The organism is Roseovarius sp. 10, assembly GCF_033100315.1.
Taxonomy (GTDB): domain Bacteria; phylum Pseudomonadota; class Alphaproteobacteria; order Rhodobacterales; family Rhodobacteraceae; genus M30B80.
In genome coordinates this window covers 553,510-578,269 of record NZ_JAWLVH010000002.1, presented here as the reverse complement: position 1 = coordinate 578,269, position 24,760 = coordinate 553,510, and the positions used below count along the sequence as shown (strand labels likewise).

The 24,760-nt window shown below is 56.1% G+C and carries 24 protein-coding genes; 15 read left to right on the top strand and 9 right to left on the bottom strand.

Features of this window, described 5'->3' with window-relative positions; all coding sequences use genetic code 11:
- Positions 1–22: 22 nt before the first annotated feature.
- On the top strand, positions 23–1,315 hold the full coding sequence (gene pncB / locus RYZ18_RS10040) for a nicotinate phosphoribosyltransferase (RefSeq protein ID WP_317656598.1): 1,293 nt from the start codon (positions 23–25) through the stop codon (positions 1,313–1,315).
- Here the strand turns inward: pncB and RYZ18_RS10035 are convergent.
- Together RYZ18_RS10035 and arfB are read right to left on the bottom strand one after the other, a co-directional pair.
- The gene (locus tag RYZ18_RS10035) at positions 1,312–2,424 is read right to left on the bottom strand and encodes a Fic family protein (RefSeq protein ID WP_317656596.1); all 1,113 of its coding nucleotides are present in this window, start codon (positions 2,422–2,424) and stop codon (positions 1,312–1,314) included. The two genes, pncB and RYZ18_RS10035, sit on opposite strands and share 4 nt — an antisense overlap.
- 255 nt (positions 2,425–2,679) lie before the next feature.
- A complete protein-coding gene (gene arfB, locus RYZ18_RS10030) occupies positions 2,680–3,096 on the bottom strand; it encodes an alternative ribosome rescue aminoacyl-tRNA hydrolase ArfB (RefSeq protein WP_317656594.1) in 417 nt (138 codons plus the stop codon).
- 216 nt (positions 3,097–3,312) lie between these two features.
- Between arfB and RYZ18_RS10025 the strand changes: the two genes are divergently transcribed.
- The 7 genes from RYZ18_RS10025 (at position 3,313) to RYZ18_RS09995 (ending at position 8,761) form a co-directional block, all read left to right on the top strand.
- Positions 3,313–3,477 (top strand): hypothetical protein, encoded by a 165-nt coding sequence (locus RYZ18_RS10025; RefSeq protein ID WP_317656593.1) that lies wholly within the window; start codon positions 3,313–3,315, stop codon positions 3,475–3,477.
- Positions 3,474–4,418, top strand: coding sequence for a calcium/sodium antiporter (locus RYZ18_RS10020; protein ID WP_317656592.1), 945 nt, complete (start codon positions 3,474–3,476; stop codon positions 4,416–4,418). Before RYZ18_RS10025 ends, RYZ18_RS10020 begins: the two co-directional genes overlap by 4 nt.
- A gap of 14 nt (positions 4,419–4,432) precedes the next feature.
- The gene (locus RYZ18_RS10015; protein WP_317656591.1) at positions 4,433–5,212 is read left to right on the top strand and encodes an SDR family oxidoreductase; all 780 of its coding nucleotides are present in this window, start codon (positions 4,433–4,435) and stop codon (positions 5,210–5,212) included.
- Between the two features lie 310 nt (positions 5,213–5,522).
- Positions 5,523–7,409 carry an excinuclease ABC subunit UvrC gene (gene uvrC, locus RYZ18_RS10010; protein WP_411567110.1) on the top strand — a complete coding sequence of 629 codons (1,887 nt, stop codon included), beginning with the start codon at positions 5,523–5,525 and terminating at the stop codon, positions 7,407–7,409.
- Positions 7,410–7,427: 18 nt separating this feature from the next.
- A complete protein-coding gene (gene pgsA / locus RYZ18_RS10005; RefSeq protein ID WP_317656587.1) occupies positions 7,428–8,042 on the top strand; it encodes a CDP-diacylglycerol--glycerol-3-phosphate 3-phosphatidyltransferase in 615 nt (204 codons plus the stop codon).
- Between the two features lie 4 nt (positions 8,043–8,046).
- Complete coding sequence (moaD, locus tag RYZ18_RS10000; protein ID WP_317656585.1) at positions 8,047–8,295, top strand: molybdopterin converting factor subunit 1; 249 nt, start codon at positions 8,047–8,049, stop codon at positions 8,293–8,295.
- Positions 8,296–8,299: 4 nt separating this feature from the next.
- The gene (locus RYZ18_RS09995; protein ID WP_317656584.1) at positions 8,300–8,761 is read left to right on the top strand and encodes a molybdenum cofactor biosynthesis protein MoaE; all 462 of its coding nucleotides are present in this window, start codon (positions 8,300–8,302) and stop codon (positions 8,759–8,761) included.
- A gap of 1 nt (position 8,762) precedes the next feature.
- Here the strand turns inward: RYZ18_RS09995 and RYZ18_RS09990 are convergent, their stop codons facing one another.
- The 3 genes from RYZ18_RS09990 to ubiA form a co-directional block, all read right to left on the bottom strand.
- Positions 8,763–9,080 (bottom strand): hypothetical protein, encoded by a 318-nt coding sequence (locus RYZ18_RS09990; RefSeq protein WP_317656582.1) that lies wholly within the window; start codon positions 9,078–9,080, stop codon positions 8,763–8,765.
- Positions 9,077–10,957, bottom strand: a complete 1,881-nt coding sequence (locus RYZ18_RS09985) for an OmpA family protein (protein WP_317656580.1) — start codon at positions 10,955–10,957, stop codon at positions 9,077–9,079. Before RYZ18_RS09985 ends, RYZ18_RS09990 begins: the two co-directional genes overlap by 4 nt.
- Before the next feature lie 64 nt (positions 10,958–11,021).
- Positions 11,022–11,975: a 4-hydroxybenzoate octaprenyltransferase gene (gene ubiA, locus RYZ18_RS09980; RefSeq protein ID WP_317656578.1), complete on the bottom strand. Its 954-nt coding sequence runs from the start codon at positions 11,973–11,975 to the stop codon at positions 11,022–11,024.
- 11 nt (positions 11,976–11,986) lie between these two features.
- On the opposite strand from ubiA, the gene RYZ18_RS09975 reads away from it, so the two are divergent.
- The 3 genes from RYZ18_RS09975 to RYZ18_RS09965 are packed head-to-tail and all read left to right on the top strand — an operon-like array spanning position 11,987 to position 14,644.
- Positions 11,987–12,727 carry a 16S rRNA (uracil(1498)-N(3))-methyltransferase gene (locus RYZ18_RS09975; protein ID WP_317656577.1) on the top strand — a complete coding sequence of 247 codons (741 nt, stop codon included), beginning with the start codon at positions 11,987–11,989 and terminating at the stop codon, positions 12,725–12,727.
- Complete coding sequence (locus RYZ18_RS09970; protein ID WP_317656576.1) at positions 12,714–13,253, top strand: hypothetical protein; 540 nt, start codon at positions 12,714–12,716, stop codon at positions 13,251–13,253. The genes RYZ18_RS09975 and RYZ18_RS09970 overlap by 14 nt, the downstream gene beginning before the upstream one ends.
- Before the next feature lie 20 nt (positions 13,254–13,273).
- On the top strand, positions 13,274–14,644 hold the full coding sequence (locus tag RYZ18_RS09965; RefSeq protein ID WP_317656575.1) for a glutamate--cysteine ligase: 1,371 nt from the start codon (positions 13,274–13,276) through the stop codon (positions 14,642–14,644).
- Here RYZ18_RS09965 and plsY read toward each other — a convergent pair whose 3' ends face one another.
- Genes plsY through RYZ18_RS09950 form a run of 3 tightly spaced genes read right to left on the bottom strand, consistent with a single transcriptional unit; the run spans position 14,645 to position 17,480 of the window.
- Positions 14,645–15,250: a glycerol-3-phosphate 1-O-acyltransferase PlsY gene (plsY, locus tag RYZ18_RS09960; protein WP_317656709.1), complete on the bottom strand. Its 606-nt coding sequence runs from the start codon at positions 15,248–15,250 to the stop codon at positions 14,645–14,647. It lies immediately after the preceding gene.
- On the bottom strand, positions 15,244–16,527 hold the full coding sequence (gene pyrC / locus RYZ18_RS09955) for a dihydroorotase (protein ID WP_317656574.1): 1,284 nt from the start codon (positions 16,525–16,527) through the stop codon (positions 15,244–15,246). The genes plsY and pyrC overlap by 7 nt, the downstream gene beginning before the upstream one ends.
- Complete coding sequence (locus RYZ18_RS09950) at positions 16,524–17,480, bottom strand: aspartate carbamoyltransferase catalytic subunit (protein WP_317656572.1); 957 nt, start codon at positions 17,478–17,480, stop codon at positions 16,524–16,526. The genes pyrC and RYZ18_RS09950 overlap by 4 nt, the downstream gene beginning before the upstream one ends.
- 133 nt (positions 17,481–17,613) lie before the next feature.
- Here RYZ18_RS09950 and RYZ18_RS09945 point away from each other — a divergent pair, with 133 nt between their 5' ends.
- The 4 genes from RYZ18_RS09945 to RYZ18_RS09930 all read left to right on the top strand — a co-directional run bounded on the left by RYZ18_RS09945 (position 17,614) and on the right by RYZ18_RS09930 (position 23,798).
- On the top strand, positions 17,614–18,438 hold the full coding sequence (locus RYZ18_RS09945; RefSeq protein ID WP_317656570.1) for a uracil-DNA glycosylase: 825 nt from the start codon (positions 17,614–17,616) through the stop codon (positions 18,436–18,438).
- Positions 18,435–18,977, top strand: a complete 543-nt coding sequence (gene moaB, locus RYZ18_RS09940) for a molybdenum cofactor biosynthesis protein B (RefSeq protein ID WP_317656569.1) — start codon at positions 18,435–18,437, stop codon at positions 18,975–18,977. The genes RYZ18_RS09945 and moaB overlap by 4 nt, the downstream gene beginning before the upstream one ends.
- Positions 18,978–19,083: 106 nt before the next feature.
- Entirely contained in the window at positions 19,084–20,424 is a 1,341-nt protein-coding gene (locus RYZ18_RS09935) for an efflux RND transporter periplasmic adaptor subunit (RefSeq protein ID WP_317656568.1), read from the top strand.
- A 2-nt stretch (positions 20,425–20,426) separates the two neighbouring features.
- Positions 20,427–23,798: an efflux RND transporter permease subunit gene (locus RYZ18_RS09930; RefSeq protein ID WP_317656566.1), complete on the top strand. Its 3,372-nt coding sequence runs from the start codon at positions 20,427–20,429 to the stop codon at positions 23,796–23,798.
- Here the strand turns inward: RYZ18_RS09930 and RYZ18_RS09925 are convergent.
- Entirely contained in the window at positions 23,795–24,646 is an 852-nt protein-coding gene (locus RYZ18_RS09925) for a protein-disulfide reductase DsbD domain-containing protein (RefSeq protein ID WP_317656564.1), read from the bottom strand. The genes RYZ18_RS09930 and RYZ18_RS09925 overlap by 4 nt on opposite strands.
- Positions 24,647–24,760 lie beyond the last annotated feature (114 nt).

Sequence of the window (24,760 nt, the reverse complement as noted above, 5' to 3'; positions counted from 1 at the left end):
CACGCCTGCTTGGAGCCTAGCCATGGTCGATATCGCCACCCGTGTCCATAACCATCGCTGGAGGATTGACCCGATCGTGCGCTCGCTGATCGACACGGATTTCTATAAATTGCTGATGTGTCAGTCGGTCTTTCGCAATCGGCCCAAAACCCAAGTCGCATTTTCACTGATCAATCGCACAACGCGCATCCCGCTTGCGCATCTGATTGATGAGGGTGAATTGCGTGAACAATTGGATCATATCCGCACACTGCGCCTGACGCGGGGCGAAAGCACGTGGCTGCGCGGGAATACGTTTTACGGCAAGCGCCAGATGTTCCGCCCCGATTTCATGGAATGGTTCGAGGCGCTGCAACTGCCCCCCTACCATCTGGAACGGGTGGGAGATCAATATGAGCTGACCTTTGAAGGCGCATGGCCCGAGGTGATGCTTTGGGAAATCCCCGCGCTTGCAGTTTTGATGGAATTGCGCGGGCGCGCTGTCTTGAAAGACATGGGTAAGTTCGAGTTGCAGGTGCTCTATGCCCGCGCGATGACAAAGCTTTGGGAAAAAATCGAAAGAATGCGCGCGATTGAGGGGCTGCGCATTGCCGATTTCGGCACCCGCCGCCGCCATTCCTATCTGTGGCAGGATTGGTGTGTGCAGGCGATGATCGAAGGTTTGGGGGGTAAATTCGCGGGCACCTCGAATTGCCATATCGCGATGAAGCGCGACATTGAGGCCATCGGGACGAACGCGCATGAATTGCCGATGGTCTATGCCGCCTTGGCCCGCGATGATACGGAACTGGCCCGGGCGCCCTACGATGTGCTTGCGGATTGGCATGAGGAACATGATGGCAATCTGCGCATCATCCTGCCTGACACCTATGGCACGGCGGGGTTCCTCAGGAACGCGCCCGATTGGTTGGCGGGTTGGACGGGTATTCGTATCGATTCAGGCACGCCCGAGGCAGGGGCCGAGGCCGCGATTGACTGGTGGAAATCGCGCGGCGAAGACCCTACGCAGAAATTGGTGATCTTCTCGGACGGGTTGGATGTCGACCGCATCGCCGAGCTGCACGCAAAATTTTCAGGCCGCGTGCGCGTGTCCTTTGGCTGGGGCACGCTTCTGACCAATGATTTCCGCGGGCTGGTCGAGGGCGATGCACTCGCCCCCTTCTCGCTGGTCTGCAAAGCCATCCGCGCCGACGGCCGCCCCACGGTCAAACTGTCCGACAACCCCGAGAAAGCGATGGGGCCACAGGACGAGATCGCGCGCTATAAGCGCGTGTTCGGGGTGGGGGAACAGGAGCGGGTTGAGGTGGTGGTTTAGGGCTTTGCTAGCAAGTCAACCAACGGCCCATTAATGTAATAGTTGTTTAGCCCGATCTTCATTTTCTTTAGTAGACCGGAGTCTGCCAGCTCGTTCAGGTATTTTCCCGCAGTTTGACGACTGACTCCAACCTCATCAACAACATATTCAATTCTAGTGTATGGGTGTCGAAAGAGATTATTGATCAATTCTTGAGAATAGATCTTTGAGTGCTGATCACGAAGCCTCTTTTTGGTCTCTGCCATTAGTATGCGTATCCCCTGAACTAGCCGCGTAGTTTCCGCAGCAGTTTCTGAAACGGCAGCTAGCATATAGAGAGTCCATGGCTCCCAATCGCCAGTATCGCGTGTAGCTTGAAGAAGCCGATAGTAGTCCCCCTTATTTCGAGTAATGTATCGACTCAGGTATAGAATTGGGATCTCAAGTAGCCCAAGTTTACACAAAAAAAGAACGTTCAGAATTCGCCCGATACGGCCGTTGCCGTCTGGAAATGGGTGGATACTTTCAAACTGATGGTGGACAATTGCCATAGCCACTAGCGGATCAATATTCTCAGGAAGTGGTTCATTAATGAAAGACTCAAGCTCACCCATTTGTCGTGAAATGTCATTGAAGGATTGTGGGGGCACGTAAACGATCTCGCCAGTCCTATCGTTCTTTAGGGCTGTTCCCGGCGTTCTTCTGAAGTCACCCGTGCTCCGCTTCAGTGTCTGAAAAAGCGCGATTATTGTGCTATTGCTGATGTTGCCCTTCTTTTCATGTAATTGTTCAAACCCTAAGCGTAGAGCGGAGCCATAGAGTGCGACCTCTTTTGCTTCGGGCGACGGGTATAATCCCAGTCGGGTATTCATTTGATAGAGTTCATCCTGCGTGGTCACGATGTTCTCGATCTCAGAACTTGCTGCTGCTTCTTGTAGGGTGAGAGTATCGATTAGAATGCCTTGGTTTGGCAATGACCCGGCGCGCCCTTTCAGTTCGGCAACATTCTTGTGCGCTTCCTTAAGTGCCTTGAGGATAGGCAGCGTTTCAAAGTCTACCGGTGGTGGAAGTGCAGGTATCTTGTAGGTCTCGACTAAGCGGGGACCCGATACTGTTGTCGTTCTGTCCATGTGCTTACCTCGATACTGCATATATGTTAAGAAAACGATATTTTCTTAACATATGAGAGTCGCTATGTCGAAGGAAGCCGTTTTTTGAAACACACCACAAGGTCGCCGCGTCATCACCACAGCTTGTCACCGCAAGCGTAGGCTCCCACCCTGCGTCGGTAAAGGAAATGTGTAACCTGCATCACGCTATGTTGGCCAGGTGAAACCCACCATCCCCGCCCACCACCCGCGTGCATGATGGGTTTCATCCACCCCTCACCCCTCCACCTTCCCCCGTCCTGCCTTCACCTCGGCGCGCACCTTCTTCGCCTTGATCCGCCGTTCCACCGATCCCTTCGTGGGGCGGGTCGGGCGGCGGGGTTTTGGCACCACTAGGGCGGCGCGGATCATCTCGGCTAGTCTTTCACGGGCGATCTCGCGGTTGCGGGCTTGGCTTCTGGTGTCTTGCACAAAGATCACCACCGCGCCGTCTTTCGTCCATTTCTGGCCCGCGATGCGTTGCAAGCGGCGTTTGACGTGCGCGGGCAGATGGGGGGAACGGGCGGCCTCGAACCGCAATTCCACTGCCGTTGAAACCTTGTTCACATTCTGACCGCCTGGCCCTTGGGCGCGGGTGAAGCTTTCGGTCAATTCCCAATCGGCAATGGTGATCTGGTCGGTGATGGTCAGCATCTGGGTCTGCCTTGCGGGTTTGTGCGGGCATCATAGCGGGCAAAGGCGGATAATCCCAGTGACGATCCTTCGCCTCAAGCCCGTAAGATTTCGCAGATGACGCCCCTTGTTTGAAGGGGGGGGCATCGTTACATGAGGGGCTATGATGAAAAGACCACTCCGCCCTCATCTTGCACAAGTCCCTTGGTCCTTTGTTTTGGGGCGGATTGATTTGTGATGCTTAAGATCATCAGTCTTTTTCTAATTTTTATGGCCGTGCTTGCCATGTTTGGAAAGCTGCGCCTGCCCAAGTTCAAATCGCGCAAGCCGCGCTTTCCTTCAGACCCCCTAAAGCGTGATCCGCTAAAACGAGATCCGAGAGACGAGGACAAACCTGAATGACCGCGCATATTGCCTTGGCTGTTTTGGGCTTGGTGATCCTCGTTCTTGCGGGGGATGCGTTGGTGCGGGGGGCTGTCAACCTTGCGTTGCGGTTGGGCATTTCGGCCTTGGTCGTCAGCCTGACCGTGGTGGCCTTTGGGACATCTGCGCCAGAATTATTGGTGTCGATCCAAGCGGTGCTTGGCGATGCACCAGGCTTGGCACTGGGCAATGTCGTGGGGTCGAACATCGCCAATGTTCTTTTGGTCTTGGGGTTGCCCGCAATTATTTCCTGCCTTGATCCCAGTGTCTCGGACACGCGCAAGAATTACATTTTCATGCTCTGCGCCAGTTTGGTCTTTGTCGTGCTTGCGTTTCTGGGGCCCTTTGTCTGGTGGCACGGTCTGATCCTTCTGGCGGTTTTTGCGCTGATATTGGGCGATCAAATTCGTCATGCCTTTGCAGGTGATGCGCCCGAAGAGTTACCCGAAGAATTGGAAGAAGCTGATCCGTCCATGCCCTATTGGAAGATTGGCATGTATCTTGGGCTTGGCTTGATTGGTCTGCCTTTGGGGGCGGATCTCTTGATTGACAGCGCCACAGAAATCGCGCGCGCCTTTGGCGTGTCGGAGGTGGTCATTGGTTTGACCCTGGTGGCCCTTGGCACCAGTTTGCCCGAATTGGCGACATCTGTGATGGCCGCATTGCGCAAACATGCAGATGTGGCCTTGGGCAATGTAATTGGCTCGAACATCTTTAATTTGGTGTTCATTTTTGGGGTCGCGCCATGGTTTGGCGCCATTCCCGTGGATAGTGAATTCCTGCGCTTTGATCTTTGGGTGATGTTGGGCACTTCGCTGATCTTGCTGCCTTTCGTGTTTTTCCGGTGGCGCATGGGGCGCGCGGTGGGACTTCTCTTTGTGGCGCTCTATATCGGCTATGTAAGTTTCTTGTTGCACTAGTCGGAGGTTCACAGATGCCCGCAGCTTTGGTGACAGGCGCAGGTCAGCGCTTGGGTCAGGCAATGGCGATTGCATTGGCACAGGCGGGTTACGATGTGGCGATCCATTATGCCTCATCCCGCGAAGGGGCTGAGACGACCGCGGCAGCCGTTCGGGCCGCAGGGCGTCAGGCGGTTCTGGTGCAGGCCGATCTTTTGGACGAGGCGGCGACACAGGCCCTTTTGCCTGAGGCCCGTGCGTCAATCGGGGCGCCTTTTTCGGTTCTGGTCAACAACGCCTCCATATTCGAGCATGATACATTCGGGGGCCTCACCCGCGAGAGTTGGGATCGGCACATGAATTCCAACTTGCGCGCGAGCGTGGTCTTGTCCGAGGCTTTTGCCGCGCAGGCCCCCAAAGCCGTTCAAGATAGCGGCGGTGAGCCGCGCGCAACCTCAGTCATCATCAACATGATCGACCAAAGGGTGCATAAGTTGACCCCCGATTTTGTCAGTTACACATTGGCAAAATCCGCATTGTGGACATTTACCAAAACCGCCGCGCAGAATTTAGCGCCCGATATTCGCGTAAATGCCATTGGGCCCGGCCCAACATTGCGTGGGGGACGGCAGGATGCAGCGGCCTTTGCCCGCCAGAGACAATCTACAATTTTGCACCGTGGCGCCGATTTGGACGATATCACCGATGCGCTCATCTATTTGGTGAAAGCTAAGGCTGTGACAGGCCAAATGATCGCCGTGGATGGGGGGCAGCATCTGGCTTGGGCGACCCCTGATGTTGTGGGGACGGAATAGGTCTAATTTTTGATCATGATTGGAGTTTTCCACCGCGGCTCCTTAGGTAACGTTTAGGTAAAGTTTAAGTAACGCTTTGATCACAAAGCCCCGCTGGAAAAGAAAATAATTAACAAATTCAAATAGTTAAAAAGACGCCTAAAAATTGTGCAATTCACAGAACCCTCCGAAAAACAAAGAAAAATTTCGATGCTTCAAGGGTTTTCCGCAGGTTTATCCACAGGTTTAGTGGACATATTTTCCCTTGAACTTGGCTGCTCTTCGTTGCAGCGCGAATTGGAATCAGGGCAAGCTTTGCATCATGGATGACATGTTAGAAAACAGCGTGGAAATTAGCCCCTCAGCAGATGCGCCGCGGCAGGGGCATGAGGTCATCCGCGACTATCTTAAGACGCTAGATCAAAGCCCTGGTGTTTATCGCATGCTCGATGCGCAGAGCCGCGTTTTATATGTTGGCAAGGCGCGTGCCCTTAAGCGGCGGGTGTCGAATTATGCGAAACCCTCGGGGCATAGTCCGCGTATCGCGCGGATGATTTCGGAAACTGCTTCGATGATGTTTCTGACCACGCGCACCGAAACCGAGGCGCTGCTGTTAGAGCAAAATCTCATCAAGCAGCTCAAGCCGCGATACAATGTTTTGCTTCGTGACGATAAAAGCTTCCCGAATATCGTAATTGGGGCTGCGCATGATTTTCCGCAAATCCGCAAACATCGAGGGGCGAAGGCGGAGAAAGGGCAGTATTTTGGCCCGTTTGCATCGGCGGGTGCGGTTAATCGCACGTTGAACCAATTGCAAAAAGTGTTCTTGCTGCGCAATTGCAGCGACACGACTTTTGACAGCCGCACGCGGCCCTGTTTGCTTTATCAGATTAAGCGGTGTTCTGCGCCATGTGTTGGCTATATTAGCGCATCAGATTACGCCGCGAGCGTGGCTGATGCCGCGCGGTTTTTGCGTGGGAATTCCACCGAAATTCAAGAGCAGCTTGGCGCGCAAATGGCCGAGGCGGCTGAAGCGATGGAATATGAGCGCGCTGCAGCCCTGCGCGACCGCATTCGCGCGCTGACGCAAGTGCAAGGTACCCAAGGGATCAACCCGCAAACTGTGCGTGAGGCCGATATCATCGCCTTACATATGGAGGGCGGTCAGGCCTGTGTTCAGGTCTTTTTTATCCGCGCCAACCAAAACTGGGGCAACCATGACTACTACCCGCGCTTGGGTGGTTCTGAATCCCCCGATGAGGTGATGGAAGCCTTTTTGGGCCAGTTCTATGATAACAAGGAACCCCCACGCCAAGTGATCCTGTCGCATGGGCTGGAGGAGGCCGAGCTGATGGAGGCCGCCCTGGGCCAAAAGCGCGGTGGCAAGGTTGAGATCCTCGTGCCACAGCGCGGCGAAAAGGCTGAATTGGTTGAGGGGGCATTGCGCAATGCCCGCGAAAGCCTTGCACGGCGTATGGCCGAAAGCGCCACCCAAGCAAAATTGTTGCGCGGTTTGGCCGATGCGTTTGGCCTAGATGGCGCGCCTGCGCGCATAGAGGTTTATGACAACTCGCATATCCAAGGCGCGCATGCCGTTGGGGCCATGATTGTTGCGGGGCCAGAGGGCTTTCTCAAAAGCCAGTATCGCAAATTCAACATCCGCGGAGACGACCTTACCCCCGGGGATGATTTTGGCATGATGAAAGAGGTTCTAACGCGCCGCTTTCAGCGCCTCCTTAAGGAAGACCCTGACCGCAAATCGGATGCTTGGCCTGACTTATTGCTTATCGATGGTGGGGCAGGGCAGATCAGTGCTGTTGCCGAGATCATGGGGGATCTAGGTGTTGACGATGTGCCCTTTATCGGTGTCGCCAAAGGTGTTGATCGTGATGCGGGCAAGGAAGAGTTCCACCGCTATGGAGCGCGTCCCTTTGCGCTTAAGCGCAATGACCCTGTGCTCTATTTTATCCAACGCCTGCGCGATGAGGCGCATCGCTTTGCAATTGGGGCGCATCGCGACAAACGATCAAAGGCGATTGGCGCGACCCCGCTGGATGAGGTTCCCGGCATTGGCGCCACCCGCAAGCGGGCGCTTTTGGCCCATTTTGGAAGTGCCAAGGCCGTGTCGCGCGCAGATTTGGCAGATCTTAAGGCGGTAGAAGGAATCTCAGATCGGATGGCAGAAACCATCTATGCCTTCTTCCATGACGGGGCGTGAGCGGATAAGATCAAACCTATGACATGGACACTTCCAAATATTCTGACGGTGCTGCGCCTGTTGGCCGCGATTGCGGTCGGTGTGGTGTTTGCAATCTTTCCGCGTCCGATTGCCGATTGGGTGGCATTGATCCTGTTTATTGGCGCGGCCACCACCGATTATCTGGATGGATATTTGGCCCGCAAATGGGCGCAAGTTTCCCGTTTCGGTGCTATGCTTGATCCGATTGCGGATAAGGCCATGGTGGTGATCGCCTTGGCAATCTTGGTCGGACTGTTTGATCTATCCGTGGCCCTGATCACACCTGTTGTTCTTATCTTGTTTCGCGAGGTCTTCGTCTCGGGCCTGCGCGAATTCTTGGGCGCGGATGCAGGGCGACTTAAGGTTACAAAACTCGCCAAATGGAAAACCATGGTGCAGATGGTTGCGATTGTCTTGATGTTCTTATGGGCGATTGCAGAGCATAATATGCACAATGACCATTCATTTGGCACCTTTGGCTTGCATGTGCTGCGCGATGCTTTGGCGTGGGGCGGCATGGGGATGTTGTGGCTTGCAGCCGTTTTGACCTTTGTCACAGGGTTTGATTACTTCCTCAAAGCCTTGCCATTCCTCAGTGACCAGAAAGGCTGACGGGATGATTGAACTAAGATATTTCGCATGGTTGCGCGAACGCATTGGCGCGGATCGCGAGATGATCAACACCGATGCGGCAACAATCGCCGATTTGATTGCTGAGCTGCGCGGTAAATCTGACGCGCATGACTTGGTTTTTTCGGATCTATCCTCTGTGCGCGCGGCGGTTGATCAGGAATTGGTCGATTTGGATCATCCCGTTCAGGGCGCGCGCGAGATTGCTTTCTTCCCACCAATGACGGGGGGTTAGGGCCATGGCGGTAGATGTCCGCGTCCAGTCTGCGCCGTTTGATTTGGGCGCTGAGATGTCGAATTTCGCCGCAGCCGCAACGGGTGCGGGCGCTGTCGTCAGTTTCACAGGTCTGGTGCGCGATTTGCCCGATCAAAGCCTCGCTCACATGGAAATAGAGCATTATGCAGGCATGACTGAAAAAGCACTCGGTGCAATCGCCGCCGAGGCGCAAGCGCGTTGGCCGTTGATCCGTGTCTTGATCATCCACCGCTATGGCAAACTTGTGCCGTCAGACCAGATCATGATGGTCGCGACCGCTTCGCCCCATCGCAAAGCAGCATTTGAAAGCGCTGATTTCCTCATGGATTATCTGAAGTCCCGTGCGCCATTCTGGAAAAAAGAAGCGCGCCACGATGGGCGCGCGGATTGGGTAGAGGCCAAAGACGAAGATGAGGCCGCGCTTGCCCAATGGGTAAAATCTTAGATTAAGATTTCTCCAACTTACTGCGCAGATGGTCGTTTTCGCTGCGGGCTTCACGCAACCCTTCCATCGCGGCGCGCAACTCGGCTTCGGTTTGGGAAAGCTGCGTGGTCAATTCGCTTTCGCGCTGTTCGATATAAGTGATGGCTTGGTCGCGCAATTCTTCGGCTTCGTGCAGCGAAGCGGCGAGGCTTTCCAACTCATTCACATCTGCATCAGATACGCGCGTCAGGCGATGCACAAGCCAATTTGCGAACCAACCAAGGGCAAAGGCGATGATCAAAATGATCGTAATGGCGATAATGAATTCAGTGCGGTTCATTGTTGGGCCTCCTCGCCTACAGGGGCTTCGGCATCTGCCGCCTCCTCGGGCGTGTCATTTTCGGCTGCGGTTCGATCAATCAGTTTAAACTCGATACGACGGTTTTGCTCGCGGCCCTCTTCGGTGTCATTATCCGCGATTGGGTTGGCCTCTCCATAGCCACGCGCCGATAGGTTCGACACCAGAACCCGCCGCGCCAGAAGGCCGTTTAAGACCGCATCAGCGCGGGCTTGGCTCAATGTGAGGTTCATTTCCTCGCGCCCTTGACTGTCGGTATGACCGCCGATTTCCATATCGACATGGCGGCAATCTGGCAGGATCTCAGCCAAGCGATCTAGGATTGCGCCTGTGCTTTCGTTGATTTCAATCGACCCAGGATCAAAGGTGATTTTCGTCTCTGCCAATAGATCATTGATCCGCGAAAGGCAGGTTTCAGGTGACAGCAATTCGGGTTCAGGCGCAAGGCTTGCATCCACGGTCACGTTGATCTCGAAATCTGCACCGTCAAGTTTATCTGAGAGGAGGCGTGAGGCCAGTTCGATATGATCTCGATCTGCAACACGGCCAGACAATGTCAGTTTTGCAGGGGTGATCAGCAAATCGCCGTCATGCAAAAAGGACAGCGCCTCTAAGCCTGCAAGACTGCGGACTGACCATCCTTCGGGCAAGGCTTCGTCCAAATTCGTGGCGAAATAGACATTTTCGCTGCCGAAAAGCGCCTGCGCGAAAGCTTGGTTCGCGGCTTGCAGGTTTTCATCGGGTAAGCGACCGCGCACCTGAACGGCCCCTGTTTCAGAAAGGCTTGCGGTGAATTCTGGTGCTTCTAACGCGCCGCTATCTTGGGGCGGGGGCGGTAGGATGGCCTGCAATGAGAACAGATTGGGGAGGTTGCGGTCTAATTCACCCACCACCCTATCAAAAAGACGCTGCGATGTGCCTTCTTTCGCCACAAGGCTGACATCGGCGTCTGAGAAGGTGAGCGTCCCATCCCCCAGTTCTGCCAGAGCGGCAACTGCTACCTCAATGGCCCGCGCCCATTCTGTAGATGGCACGCCAAGGCCCACATCACAGCTTTCACCTGTGGCAAGGCCTGCAGCCTCAGCCGCGGTGATAATCCGCGCCGCATTCGCCTCCGTATCTGCGGAGCAAACCTCAAGGGTGGCCACATCGTCCTCGCGGATCATACGAAAGGCAAAGGGTGTAATAACGGGACGGGGGGCGGAGATGTCGATAACCACATCCAACCCTGCCTGAGGGTAACTGTTTAAGCGGGATATTGCGCTGTCACGCTCCGCCACGCTATCGGCAACGGCCGTGACAGTCACCTTGCCCTGCATCACCGAGATTTTTGAACGTGGAAGCAAGCGCAAGGCGCGCAGCCCGTATTCAAGTGCGGCATCCCAACCTTGCGGAATAGGATAGTCAACGCTTTCCACGAGATTGGCGACTTCGACCCCATTGGTGATATCGGCGATGCGCGCGGCAATGGTTTCGCCATCGGCATCGGTTGGGATCAGTCCAATCATCGAAATGCCGTCACTGTTGCGCAACATCTCGAGCAGGAAATCTGGGGTTGAAATGCCTGCGGGGTCGGCAACGGTGATTTCATCAATCAGCCGGTCATCATCCACGACTGCCGCGGCAAGTGTCAGCGCGCGAAACCGTGCGGCCTCATTGGGGGCCTCGCCTGAAATGTGAACTTGCAGCCCGTCCCCGCGCAACTCGACCCAACTCACGCCAGATTGCTCCAGCCGATCCTCAACCGCCGTAACCGAACGATTTTCGATAGAGATCGCCGCGGCGATTGCCACGAGGTAAGACAACAGGCCTGCGACCAAAAAAGTTAAAACTGCTGCAAGAGAGAGCGAAATTTTCATATTGGAAATGTGATCCGAATTTATCCCCTGCGGATGGCTTAGAGATTAATCGCCCGAGGATCAATCACAGCCATGCTGCAGCGGCAAGAAATAGCCCAAAGATCAGCCCAGCATCGCGATTGCTGCGAAACAGTGACAGGCAGCGGTCGACATTGTTGATGTCCAAGTGCTGCATCTGCCAGATCATATGGGCGGCAAAACCCACAACGCCGCAAAGACCCAAAATCAGCGCCGACCCTGATAGGACAACCATCACAGCCGCTGCCGCAAGGCCCGCGCTGAGGATCAAGAAGCCCCAAAGCCACTGCGCCGAATTCTCTCCAAAAAGGCGTGCGGTCGATTTCACGCCCATCAGCGCGTCATCTTCTTTGTCTTGATGGGCATAAATCGTGTCATAGAACAGGGTCCAAGCAATTCCTGCGAGATAAAGAAGGATGGGGGCAAGCGATAGACTGCCTTGATGCGCCGCCCAAGCCAAAAGCGCCCCCCAGTTAAAGGCAATGCCCAAAAACACCTGCGGCCACCATGTGAAACGCTTGGCAAAAGGATAAATCGCTACAGGCAACAGAGCCAGAATGCCCAACCAAATTGCGGCTGCCTCAAAGGTGAGCAGAATGCCAAAAGAGATGAGTGCCTGCACAACCGCCCAAACCAGTGCCCCGCGCACTGTCACCTGACCTGATGGCAAAGGGCGCGATTGGGTGCGGGCAACGCCCGCATCAATATGGCGGTCGGTGATGTCATTCCATGTGCAGCCTGCACCGCGCATGAGAAACGCGCCAATAGCGCATCCTAGTGCAATCCAGAGATCGTAGACTGTGCCACCCGCAGGGTCAGCCGCAACAGAAAGCGCCAAGCCCCACCAGCACGGCAAAAGCAATAACCATGTGCCAATTGGGCGATCTGCCCGCGACAATCGCAGATAGGGCCGTGTTGCGGCAGGGGCGAGATGATCGACCCAATTGCCCTGATAGGCATCGCGCACGCGACCCTCTGGCATTTGGTTATCTGCGCTCATATGATCCCCTTATGTCTCAAGCCGCCAAGATACGCCTTTACCTAGACCAGCCGCTTGCCAAAGCGCAAACACTCTCTCTCGAGCGTGATCAGGCGAATTATCTTTTTGCTGTGATGCGGCTTTCCATTGGGGCCGAGATTTTGGTGTTTAATGGCCGTGACGGTGAGTTTCTTGCCGAAGTTGTCGAAGCAAATAAGCGCGCAGGACGGCTTTTGTGCCGCGAACAAACCCGCGCGGTTCAGCTGCCGCCTGACCTATGGCTGATTTTCGCGCCAATCAAAAAAGCGCGCACCGATTTTATCGTGGAAAAAGCGACCGAGATGGGGGCAGCGCGGATCATCCCCGTTCAGACCGAGTTCACCAATTCCGAGCGGATCAGGCAGGATCGCTTGCAAGCCCACGCAATAGAGGCGGCAGAGCAATGTGGCGGCACCTTCGTGCCTGAGGTCAGTGATCTGATGCGCCTTGATCGTCTATTGGCGCAATGGCCTGAGGATCGTCAGATTATTTGGGCGGATGAGGCGCGGGTGGGTGTTGCGGTGGCTTTTGCAGGGCCGCAACATAGTCAGAAATGGGCGCTATTGATTGGCCCTGAGGGCGGGTTTTCCCCGCGAGAGCGCGCAAGCTTGTCGCGCCTGCCTTTTGTGACCCCAGTCAGCCTTGGCCCACGCATTTTGCGCGCGGATACCGCTGCCGTAGCCCTGCTGACGCTGTTTCAATCGCATTTGGGGGATTGGCATGATCCGACCTGAATTGCGCCACGCCTTTGTGCGATACGCGGAGGTGATCGCAGCCCTCTGCGCAGTTGGCTTTGGCCTGTGGTTGATCACGCGCCCGAGCCCAATTTTGGGTATGGTTGGGTGGATGGTGGTTGCCGTGGCAACCACAACGGGCTTTGTCGCATGGCGCCGCGCGCGGTTTGCATCGTCTGGGCAAGGCGTGGGGGTGGTCAGCCTTGTTGAAGGGCGCATCGCCTATATGGGCCCAATTTGGGGCGGTGCAGTGGATTTGGATGATTTAGAAAGCCTTGGCTTGCGGGTTGAGAGGGACAAAGATCCTGCATGGGTTTTGAAAACCCGCGACAGTGTTTTGACCATTCCCCTTGAGGCAAGTGGCGCAGAGGTTTTGTTTGATGGGTTTTCTGCCCTGCCCAAAATTTCAATGGCCGCGCTGATTTCCGCGCGCGATAAGAAACGCCTAGGCACGCAAATTCTGTGGACGCGTGGCCTTGACACGGATGGTCAGGCGGGCCAGTTCCGCATTGGTGTGCAATCATAATTCAGGCGGGAGCAGCGCCCATGTCGATACCTCAGCAAGGCGGTGGCCCTATTGAACGCGAAAGCCAATTGGCCGAGTATTTGGCCGCAGGGTGCAAGCCGCGGGGTCAATGGCGCATTGGCACAGAGCATGAAAAATTCGGCTATTGCCGCGACACGCTAAACCCGCTGCCCTATGATGGCCCCCGCTCAATCAAAGCGGTGCTTGAGGGGTTGCGCGATAAATTCGGATGGGCGCCCGTGATGGAGGGCGCGCACATCATCGGCCTGACCAAGGATGGCGCGAATGTCAGCCTTGAGCCGGGCGGGCAGCTTGAACTTTCAGGTGCGCCTCTCGAGACAATCCACCAGACCTGTGACGAGGTGAACCAACACCTCCGCGAGGTGCGTGATGTCGCCGATAAGATCGGGGTTGAATTCATCGGTCTAGGTGCGGCCCCGATTTGGCGGCATGAGGATATGCCGATGATGCCAAAAGGGCGCTATCGCCTGATGACAGGCTATATGGATCGCGTGGGCAGCATGGGTAAAACCATGATGTATCGCACCAGCACGGTTCAGGTGAACCTCGATTTCTCCTCTGAGGCGGATATGGTGCAAAAGCTGCGCGTGGCTTTGGCGTTGCAACCTGTCGCGACTGCACTGTTTGCGAATTCGCCCTTTATTGATGGCAAGCCAAATGGGCATAAATCATGGCGCGCCCGTGTTTGGCGTGACCTCGATGCCGCGCGCACGGGGATGCTGCCCTTTGTGTTTGAGCAGGGTTTTGGCTTTGAGGCATGGGTGCAATATGCGCTCGATGTGCCGATGTATTTTGTATATCGCGATGGGGTCTACATTGACGCGCTTGGTCAATCCTTCCGCGATTTTCTCAAAGGTCAATTGCCTGCCCTTCCAGGTGAAGTTCCGACCCTCTCTGATTGGGCGGATCATTTGACCACAATTTTCCCTGAGGCACGGGTCAAGAAATTCATCGAAATGCGCGGTGCCGATGGTGGCCCGTGGCGCAGGCTATGTGCCTTGCCCGCGTTTTGGGTGGGTTTGATGTATGATCAGACCGCATTAGACGCCGCATGGGATTTGGTGAAGGGATGGGACGCTGAGACGCGCGATGCGCTGCGCGTTGCGGCATCCGTAGATGGGCTTCAGGCTGACACTCATGGGATAAAGATGCATGATCTGGCGCGTGAAGTTGTGGCGCTCTCTGAGGCGGGGTTAAAAACCCGCGCGCGCGCGGGCGCGGGTGGGCTTGTGCCTGATGAGACACATTTTCTGAATGCGTTGAAAGAAAGCCTAGAGAGCGGCAAAACCCCCGCCGATGAATTGTTGGAACGCTATCACGGCGAATGGGGCGGTGATCTGACGCGGATCTATGAAGAGTATAAATACTGATTAGGATTTCTGGCCAATTTTCGGCTCGGTTCCAGAGAGCAGTCTTTTGATATTCGCGTGGTGTCTGTTGAAAATCAGCGCAGCCAAGATGACCGTGACGACTGCGGTCTGCGGATAGCCCAAGATTGCCACGAATACGGGTGACAATACTGCTGCGATCAGCGCGGATAGGGACGAAATGCGAAACAGCGCGGCGACAATCGCCCATGTGGCACAAGCTGCAATACCTGCAGGCCAAGCAAGTGCGAGGAGCGTGCCAAGAAAGGTTGCCACCCCCTTGCCTCCCTTGAAACCGATAAACACAGGGTAGCAATGCCCGAGAAATGCCGCGCCCCCTGCGACTTGTGCAGCTAAATCGCCAAACAGGGCACGTGCCACCAAAACGGCAATTGCACCTTTTCCTGCATCAAGAACCAAGGTCAGGAAAGCCGCCAGTTTATGGCCTGTGCGCAGGACATTGGTTGCGCCAATATTGCCCGACCCAATGCTGCGCAAATCGCCCAAATTGAACAGACGCGCCATGACCAGTCCAAATGGAACCGAGCCCAACAGGTAGGCACCGATCCCAACGAGGCCCAATTGGATCAAGTTAAATTCGATCACGATGCGTTCCGTTCATAAATGCATTGGCCGTTGACGAAACTTGCCAAAACCATCCCTTGCAGCCGTGCGCCATCAAAGGGCGTGTTCTTGGATTTTGAGTGCAAAGCGAAGCGATCCAGAACAAAGGGTCGATTTGGATCAAACAAAATGAGATCAGCCACAGCACCTTCGGCCAAGCTGCCACCTGGGACATGAAAGCGGCGGGCGGGGTTCAACGACAAGGCTTTGAAGAGGTCAGGCAGGCTCAGACCCGCCCCGTGATGCAGCCGCAACGCGGCGGGCAACAGGGTTTCAAGCCCCACTGCGCCACTGGCCGCCGCTTCATAAGGCAGCCGTTTGCTTTCTTCATCCTGTGGCGTGTGCATGGAGCAAATAATATCAATAAGCCCTTCCCGCAGCGCCTCAACCATCGCCACGCGGTCTTCCTCGGCGCGCAAGGGTGGCTTGACCTTAAAAAAGGTGCGGTAATCGCCTACGTCAAATTCGTTGAGCGTCAAATGGTGGATTGAAATACCTGCCGTAACATTCAGCCCTGCCTCTTTCGCGCGGCGCAGCGCGGGTAAGGATTTCGCGGTGGAGATCTGATCTGCGTGATAGGCCACGCCCGTCATTTCAACCAATGCAAGATCGCGCTCCAACCCCATACGTTCTGCCATAGGCGACACTGCGGGCAAGCCTTTAAGAGAGGCGAATTTGCCAGAGGTTACAGCCGCCCCTTCTGACAAAATAGGGTCTTGTGGATGGCCCACAATGAGCGCGCCAAGACTGCGGGCATACACCATGCAGCGGCTGAGAACCTTGCTGTCGCGCAGAACGAGGTCGCCATCGCTGAAGGCCACAGCCCCTGCATCCAAGAGAAAGCCCAATTCCGTCATCTCGCGCCCCTCACGGCCCTTTGTCAGGGCAGCCATTGGGAGAATACGCACGGGGCTTGCATCTTGCGCGCGGCGGCGCACGAATTCCAATGTTTCAGGCGTATCAATCGGGGGGGTGGTGTCAGCACGCGTGACGATGGTGGTCACGCCACCTGCGGCGGCAGCCGCGCCTGCGCTGCGGAAACTTTCCTTATGCCGTTCACCAGGCTCGCCGATTTTGACGCCAATATCGACCAGACCGGGGGCAAGGCAGGCTTCGGCGCAGTCAATGACGCGCTCTGCGTTTTGGGTCGTGTCACCCGCTCCGCGCGCGGCAATCATTCCATCTTTGACGAGAAGCCAGCCCAAATCCTCGGTGCCTGCCTCTGGGTCTATGAGGCGCGCATTTTTGAATAGGATATTCATGCCTGCGCCCCCTTTTCGGCTCGTCTGGCACGCAAGTTTTGCGCCAGCAAATCCATTGCTGCCATACGCACGGCAACGCCCATTTCAACCTGCTCTTGGATCACTGAGCGATTGATGTCATCGGCAATGGTTCCGTCAATCTCGACCCCGCGATTCATTGGGCCCGGGTGCATGACAATCGCATCATCCTTGGCGGCGCTCAGCTTTTCTGCGTCCAGCCCGAAGCGGTGATAATATTCCCGTTCTGAGGGGATGAAGGCGCCGTCCATGCGTTCTTTTTGAAGACGCAGCATCATCACCACATCACAGCCTGCAAGCCCTGCTTGCATATCGTCATACATTTCCACGCCCCATTCGCTGACCCCTGCGGGCATCAAGGTGGGGGGGGCAATTAGGCGAATGCGGTTCTCCATTTTGCCAAGCAGCAGAATGTTTGAGCGCGCCACGCGGCTATGGGCAATGTCGCCGCATATCGCAATGTTCAGGCGGTGCAAGCGCCCCTTTGCGCGGCGAATGGTCAGCGCATCTAACAGGGCTTGGGTTGGGTGTTCATGCTTGCCATCGCCCGCATTCAGAACCGCGCAATTTACCTTTTCCGCCAAGAGGTTCACGGCGCCCGAATGCGGGTGTCGCACAACCAAAAGATCAGGATGCATCGCGTTAAGCGTCAGCGCCGTATCAATGAGCGTTTCACCCTTTTTGAGGCTAGACGCCGCCATCGCCATGTTCATCACATCCGCGCCAAGACGTTTGCCTGCCAATTCAAAACTGGCTTGCGTGCGGGTGGAGGCCTCGAAAAACATATTGATCTGGGTCAGCCCCTTTAAGGCATCACCATGCTTGTTATCGCCGCGCTCGAGTTCGGCGTAGCGATCGGCAAGATCAAGAATTGTAACGATTTCATCGGGGGCAAGTGTTTCGATACCTAAGAGGTGGTTTTGGCGAAACGACATCGGGCTCCCCCTGATCTGTCTTCCTATTTGACTGCGCCGCTTATAGGCTGTCTTTGGGGGCGGACACAACCCATCCGATAGAGGCTGTTATGGCCCATTTACCTCGCGGCGCACTGGCAGTAGCATTGTGACCATGCGCCATGACCTTGATCAGATGACCTATACCGATGCGCTTGCCGCGCTCAGTTGGCAGGTGGATTTGGGTGTGAGCGATGCGATTGAAGAAGCGCCGATCAACCGATTTGACCTTGAGCCCGAGGTGAAGCCTGCGCCCGTTTCACCAAAGGTGGCGCAGTCTAAGCCTGCACCAACACCCGCACCGAAGGCGGCCACTGTTTCAGATTTGGCCAAAGCCGCAGATGCCCTAGCACAGGCGGCACTTTCCTTAGACGCATTGCGGGCTGCAATGGCGGATTTCCATGGGCTTGATCTGCGCAAAGGCGCGCGGAATATGGTTTTCTCGCAGGGCAATCCTCAGGCCGATGTGATGGTCATTGCCGAAGCCCCAAGCCGTGCCGATGATGAGGCGGGGCAGGGTTTTAGCGATGAGGCGGGCAAACTCTTTGATGCGATGTTTGGAGCGATCGGTCTTTCGCGGTCGGCAGAGGGTCAGAGCGAGGCGCTCTATTTCACCTATGTTTCTCCGTGGCGGATGCCGCAAGATCGCCCAATCACAGAGGCCGAGCATCAGGTGCTGCGCCCTTTCTTGCTGCGCCATATCGCATTATGTGCGCCGAAGGCGGTGGTGCTGCTTGGAAACGCATCTTGCGTTTCAGCCCTGTCACAAACGGGTGTGCAGCGTCTGCGTGAATCGGATCATATGCTTGAGGCAGGCGCGCATCGCTGCGCTGCTTTCCCAATTTATTCGCCCGCGCGATTGATGAACTTGCCTTTGCTCAAGCGCGAGGCATGGGCGGATTTGTTGAAACTGAAAGCGAGCCTTGGGGGCGCGAGATGAGCCGCATTGATGAGACGCGCGACTTTATCCCCATTGGCATTGCGGTTCTGGCCGTTTCTGACACGCGGGATTTGACGCAAGATAAATCTGGCGACCTTTTGGAAGGGCGGATCAAAGCGGCGGGCCATCATTTGATCTACCGCGAGATTTTACGAGATGAGCGCACTGAGATCGCAGAAAAACTGCGCGCGTGGTGCGCGGATCCTGTGGTTGACGTGATCCTGACCACGGGTGGCACGGGTCTTACAGGGCGCGATGTCACGGTGGAGGCGCATCGCGATGTCTACGAAAAAGAAATCGAGGCCTTTGGCACCGTTTTCACCATGGTATCGATGCAAAAAATCGGCACATCAGCAGTTCAATCTCGGGCAACGGGCGGGGTCTGCCAAGGCACATATCTCTTTGCCTTGCCAGGCAGTTCGGGGGCCTGTGCCGATGCGTGGGATGAAATTCTAAAATGGCAGCTCGATTATCGCCATCGCCCCTGCAATTTTGTTGAAATCTTGCCCCGCCTTGAGGAACATCGGCGCCGGAAATAGCCATGCCGCGCGTATCCTCCTGTGTGGGGTCACTATGCCGCGCTATTTCCATCGCAGTTTCGTGGTCTATTCTTATGGTAACCTTCCCTGCTGAGGCGATACATTTATGAGATTTTTCAATCGTGCATTGACGGGGTTATTCCTAAGCGCTGTGACCTTCGGACTGTTATCTTTGGCGGTCGGGCTGATCTGGTCATCTTTGCAGGAACGCATGGGCGATCAGGGCAGTCGCCCGCCTGCCCGAGAGCGGGTTTTTGCCGCCGAAGTTCTGACCCTGACCCCGCAAAGCTTGCGTCCTGAACTGACTGCGTTTGGCGAGATTTTGCCGCGGCGCAGTCTAGAATTGCGGGCGGCCATCGGGGGGCGTGTGGTCGAACTTGCGCCCAATTTCCGCGAGGGGGGGCGTGTTGAGGAAGGCGCGCTTTTGGTGCGGATTGATCCTGCCGAGGCAGAATGGGCGCGCGACACCGCCGCGGCAGATCTACAGGATGCTGAAGCACAGGAAGAATTGCGCCGCCGCGCGCTAGAGCGGGCGCGTGATCTTGCGGATCGCGGTGTCGGCAGTTTGGCCGCGGTTGAGGCGGCGGAATTGGCCGTGGCTTCCGCTAGCCAAGCCACATTGGCCCGCAGACAGGCGCTTGCGGATGCAGAGCGGCGTTTGGCTGATACTGAAATTCGCGCGGGATTTTCTGGGGTTTTATCCGAGGTTGATTTGGCCGAAGGGCGACTGTTGAGCGCGAATGAGCAATTTGGCCGCCTGCTTGATCCTGATCAGCTTGAAGTCGCCTTTCGTCTATCGACCGCGCAATATGCGCGCCTTGTTGGCGAAGATGGCCGCCTGCCGCAAGTTGATGTGGAGTTGCGCATTGATCTGGGTGAGCAAGTTTTGACCCTGCCTGCACGCCTGACGCGGGAAAGCGGGGCGGTGGGTGAAGGGCAAACGGGACGGTTGCTCTTTGCCGATGTGCTGCGCCCTGCGGGCTTGCAAGCGGGGGATTTTGTCACTGTCCATGTGACCGAGCCCGCGCTTGAGGGCGTCATGATTGCGCCTGCCACGGCCTTGGCCGATGGCGCGCATGTGCTTGTTTTGGGGGATGAAGATCGCCTTGAAGAAGCCGAAGTGACGCTCCTGCGCCGCCAAGGGGATGATGTGATTTTCCGCGCGGATCACTTGGCAGGCCGTGAGATTGTGGCCGCCCGAACCCCCGTCTTGGGGGCGGGGATCAAGGTTGACCCTCTGCGCCCTACAGCCGATGGCAGCCTTCCTGAGGTGGTTCAAAACGAGGAGCTAGAGCTTGACCCTGAACGCCGTGCGCGGCTGATCGCCTATGTTGAAGGCAACAGCTTTATCCCTGATGATGTGAAATCGCGGCTCTTGGATCAATTAAACCAACCCCGTGTGCCAAGCGGGGTGGTGGCGCGGCTTGAAGAACGAATGGGGGGCTAACCATGCGTAGCCTTCCGCCACAGGCCTCGGGCATATTATCTTATTTCACGCGTCACCGCACGGCGGCCAATTTGGTTTTGGTTGCATTGATCGTGGCAGGCTTATTTGCCCTGCCCAATATGCGCGCGCAGTTTTTTCCCGATGTTGTGGTGGATGATATCGACATCTCGGCCCGATGGGATGGGGCAGGGGCTGAGGATGTAGATGCCGCCATCGTGGGCGTCTTGGAACCTGTTCTTTTGGCGGTTGATGGTGTTGTCTCATCCGAGGCCACCGCGCGTGAAGGTGTGGCCAATATTCGTTTGGAATTTGAGCCCAGCTGGGACATGGCGCGCGCAGCGGATGATGTGCAGCAGGCAGTCGATAGTGTCACCGACCTACCCCAAGATGCCGATACGCCAGAGGTGCGGCGCGGCACATGGCGTGATCGCGTGACCGATGTGGTGATTACAGGGCCCGTGGCTCCCGCCCAATTGGGTCGCTTCGCAGATGAATTCGTGGCGCGCCTCTTTGATCAGGGGGTGACACGCACAACCATTCGCGGGGTCGCTGCCCCGCAGATTTTGATCGAAGTGCCAACTGTGCGGTTGATTCAATATGATCTCACGATGGCTGATATTGCGGCGGCCATTGCGGCCGAAGTCGATACCGCGCCTGCAGGGGCGGTTGATGGGGCCAATGCACGGGTGCGGGCAGGATCAGCCAAGCGCAGTGCAGAGGAGATTGCGGCAATTGCCCTTATTCGTGAGCCTAATGGGCGCACAGTCTCGATTGGGGATGTGGCGCGGGTGATGGAATTGGCGGTTGACCGCGAAAGTGCATACTTCGTGGATGGTAACCCAGCAATGACGGTGCGGGTGGATCGCTCGGATAAGGGTGATGCGATTTCCATACAGGCAACGGTCGAAGAGATCGCCACACAAATGGAGGCGACCTTGCCGCAAGATGTGCAGATTGATCTGATCCGCACGCGCGCAGAGTTTATTTCGGGGCGTTTAGAAATTCTGTTGTCCAATGGCGCGACAGGGTTGGCCTTGGTTCTTGGCTTGTTGTTTTTGTTTCTCAATGCCCGCACCGCATTTTGGGTGGCAGCGGGCATCCCCGTGGCGATGTTGGCCGCAATTGCGCTGATGTATGCCGTTGGGATCACCCTGAATATGATTTCGCTTTTTGCTTTGATCATCACTTTGGGGATTGTTGTGGATGATGCGATTGTGGTGGGCGAACATGCCGACTACCGCCATCGTGCCCTTGGGGAAGACCCTATCACTGCCGCCGAAACAGCCGCGCGGCGCATGGCAGCGCCTGTTTTTGCCGCGACCCTCACCACTGTTTTGGCATTTGCAGGACTTGCTGCCATTGGCGGCAGGTTTGGGGATTTGATCGCTGATATTCCCTTTACTGTTATCGTGGTGCTGACGGCCAGTTTGGTGGAATGTTTCCTAATCCTTCCCAATCATATGGCGCATGCTTTGGCGGCGAATGCGAAGGATGCTTGGTATGATCGCCCCTCACGTTTTGTGAACCACTGGTTCGAGAGGCTGCGCGGGCGTTATTTCCGCCCCTTCATCGATTTTGCCGTCAAAGCACGCTATCCTGTTGTGGCCGTGATGCTGCTGCTTTTGGCCACCCAAGCTGCCAGTTTCTTGCGCGGTGATGTCACGTGGCGCTTTTTCAATGCGCCTGAGCTGAGCTCCGTTTCAGGGAATTTTGCCATGCTTGATGGGGCAGGGCGTGAGGATAGCCTTGCCATGTTGGCTGAAATGCAACGCGCGGTTGAGGCCGTTGCAAGCCGGTATGAGGCTGAGCATGGCCGCAACCCAACCTCTTACGTCTTGGCCGAAATTGGTGGGAATACGGGCGGCAGTCTTGCATCTGCCGATGGGAAAGACAGCGATCTTTTGGGGTCAATTTCCATCGAGTTGATTGACCCTGACCTGCGCCCCTATTCCTCCTTTGCTTTTGTTGCGGACTTACAAAATGAAGTGCGGCAAAATCCGATGGTGGAAGAGATCAGCTTTCGCGGATGGCGCGGTGGGCCAGGTGGCGATGCGATTGATGTTCAAGTCACGGGGGCGGAAACCGAGGTTCTCAAGGCTGCGGCCGAGGCCGTCAAAACCGCGCTTTTGCCCTTTGGCGAGGTATCGGGTTTGGCCGATGATCTGCCCTATGATCGGCAGGAGGTAAGTTTATCTCTGACCCCGCGCGGTGAGGCCTTGGGATTTGAAATTGAGGCTTTGGGGCGGATATTGCGCAATCGCTTGGGTGGGGTTGAAGCGGCAAGCTTTCCCGATGGGTTGCGCACGGCCACCGTGCGGGTGGAATTGCCGGAAGGCGAGTTAACCGCTGATTTTCTGGATCGCATGTTGTTGCGGGCGGATGGCGGCAGTTATGTGCCCTTGGCCGATATTGTTTCGGTTGAGACGCGGACGGGCTTTTCCACAATCCGCCGCGAAAACGGACAGCGCGTGGTGTCAGTGACGGGGGATTTATCCGAAGATGACCCGGCCCGTGCTGAGGAAATCATGGCGCAATTGCGTGATCAAATCTTGCCAAATATTGAGGCGCAATTTGGGGTGACCACGACCCTTTCGGGCTTGGCCGAGCAGGAGCGCGCTTTCTTGGACGATGCCCTTGCGGGGTTCTTGGCCTGTATGGTTGGCATTTACATCGTTTTGGCGTGGATTTTCGCAAGCTGGCTACGCCCGCTTGTCGTGCTATGCGTGATCCCGTTTGGCCTGACGGGGGCGATATTTGGCCATTGGCATTGGGATGTGCCTTTGTCGATGTTTACGGTTGTGGGTCTGATCGGGATGACGGGTATCATCATCAATGACTCGATTGTTTTGGTTTCCACTGTGGATGAATATGCAAAAGACCGTGGGCTGATCCCTGCCGTTATTGATGCTGCCTGTGATCGTTTGCGACCCATTCTTTTGACCACCCTCACCACGGTTCTGGGTCTTGCGCCCTTGTTGTTTGAAACATCGTCACAGGCGCAGTTCCTCAAACCCACTGTGATTACGTTGGTTTATGGTTTGGGCTTTGGGATGTTTGTTGTTTTGCTCTTGGTGCCAGCGGTTTTGGCAATACAAGCTGATATTGGAAAGCGTGTGCGCAGTTTGCGCCGCGGCTTGGGCCATCGCGGGCGGATTGGTCAAGCAGGCGCTACACTTTGGCTTGCCTCTTTGGGGGTGGTTCTGTGGTGGGGTTTGGTCATGGGCGGCCCAATCTTGACGGGCGGGGCTTGGGGATGGGGGGCCGCACTCCTACCCGCGAGTGCCCTGACGGCGTTCCTTGTCTTTAGCCTTGGCGTGCTGATCTTGGTTTTGGGGCTTGCCGCAGGGGTCGCTTATCAAAATCGCAAGACCTAATGCGCCACGCAGCCCTCAATCTCGATCGCGCGATGAGAGCCGACAAGTGTGATGCGCAGGTCTGAGCGCTCCATCGAAAAGGGCAGGCCTTGCGGGGGCACCAAATCCGCCGTTGCGGTGATCTGCCCCGCATTGCGCTGAAAGGCGGGCGGCGACATCCAGACATCTGGGAGGGGCAGCTCTAACATCATCGTTTCAGGCGCGCCTAAATCGGGGGCGGTGACCTCTACCGACACTTGCAACCCATCTGAAATTGGCCTGATTGCACATCGGGCAGGGCCAACGCCCGCTTCTGCGGCGGGGGTGGGTTGATCTGCCAACGCCTGCAGGATCATCGGATCACGAGCGCCGCGATCTGGTAAAATACCCTCAAGCTCAAGGGTGATTGGCATGCAAATTTCGTCACAAACACCAATGCTCAACTCTGCCGAAAGGGGCATGGGGCCAAGGCCGCGGGGCATTGCAAGCTCAATCGGAAAGACCACGTGATCATGATACCCAATATTGAGCGTGCCCGCCGTGAAGATCACTTCGGGGCGGGGAAAATGCATCCAAGCCGCTGCAATTTGAGTGTTGCTTTCGATCCGCAATTCAGGTGCGAGGCCCCCATCCCCAGGGCTGCGCCAATAGGTTTTCCACCCTTGGGCTAGGCTAATTTCTACGGCGGCCATGTGATGGCCATTTTCCATGCGCCATCCCGACAGAAACCGTGCCGTGACGACATCATCACCGTTCAAGGCAACAGTTTGGCCTGACGCGGCGCCCGTTATCCCGCAGGCCATGCAAAACGCAAAAGCGCCCAAAGTGAGGGCGCGCGCGGCGGCATTGCATGGGGTGGATCCATTCATCATAGCCTCATTGGTTAGCGGCAGACGCCATGAATGAAAAGTCACGTTTCGGCGAAGATGCGGCAAATTCCGCGCGGTCGCCCCTTGCCCTTGCGACAGGCTCCGCGCATTTTG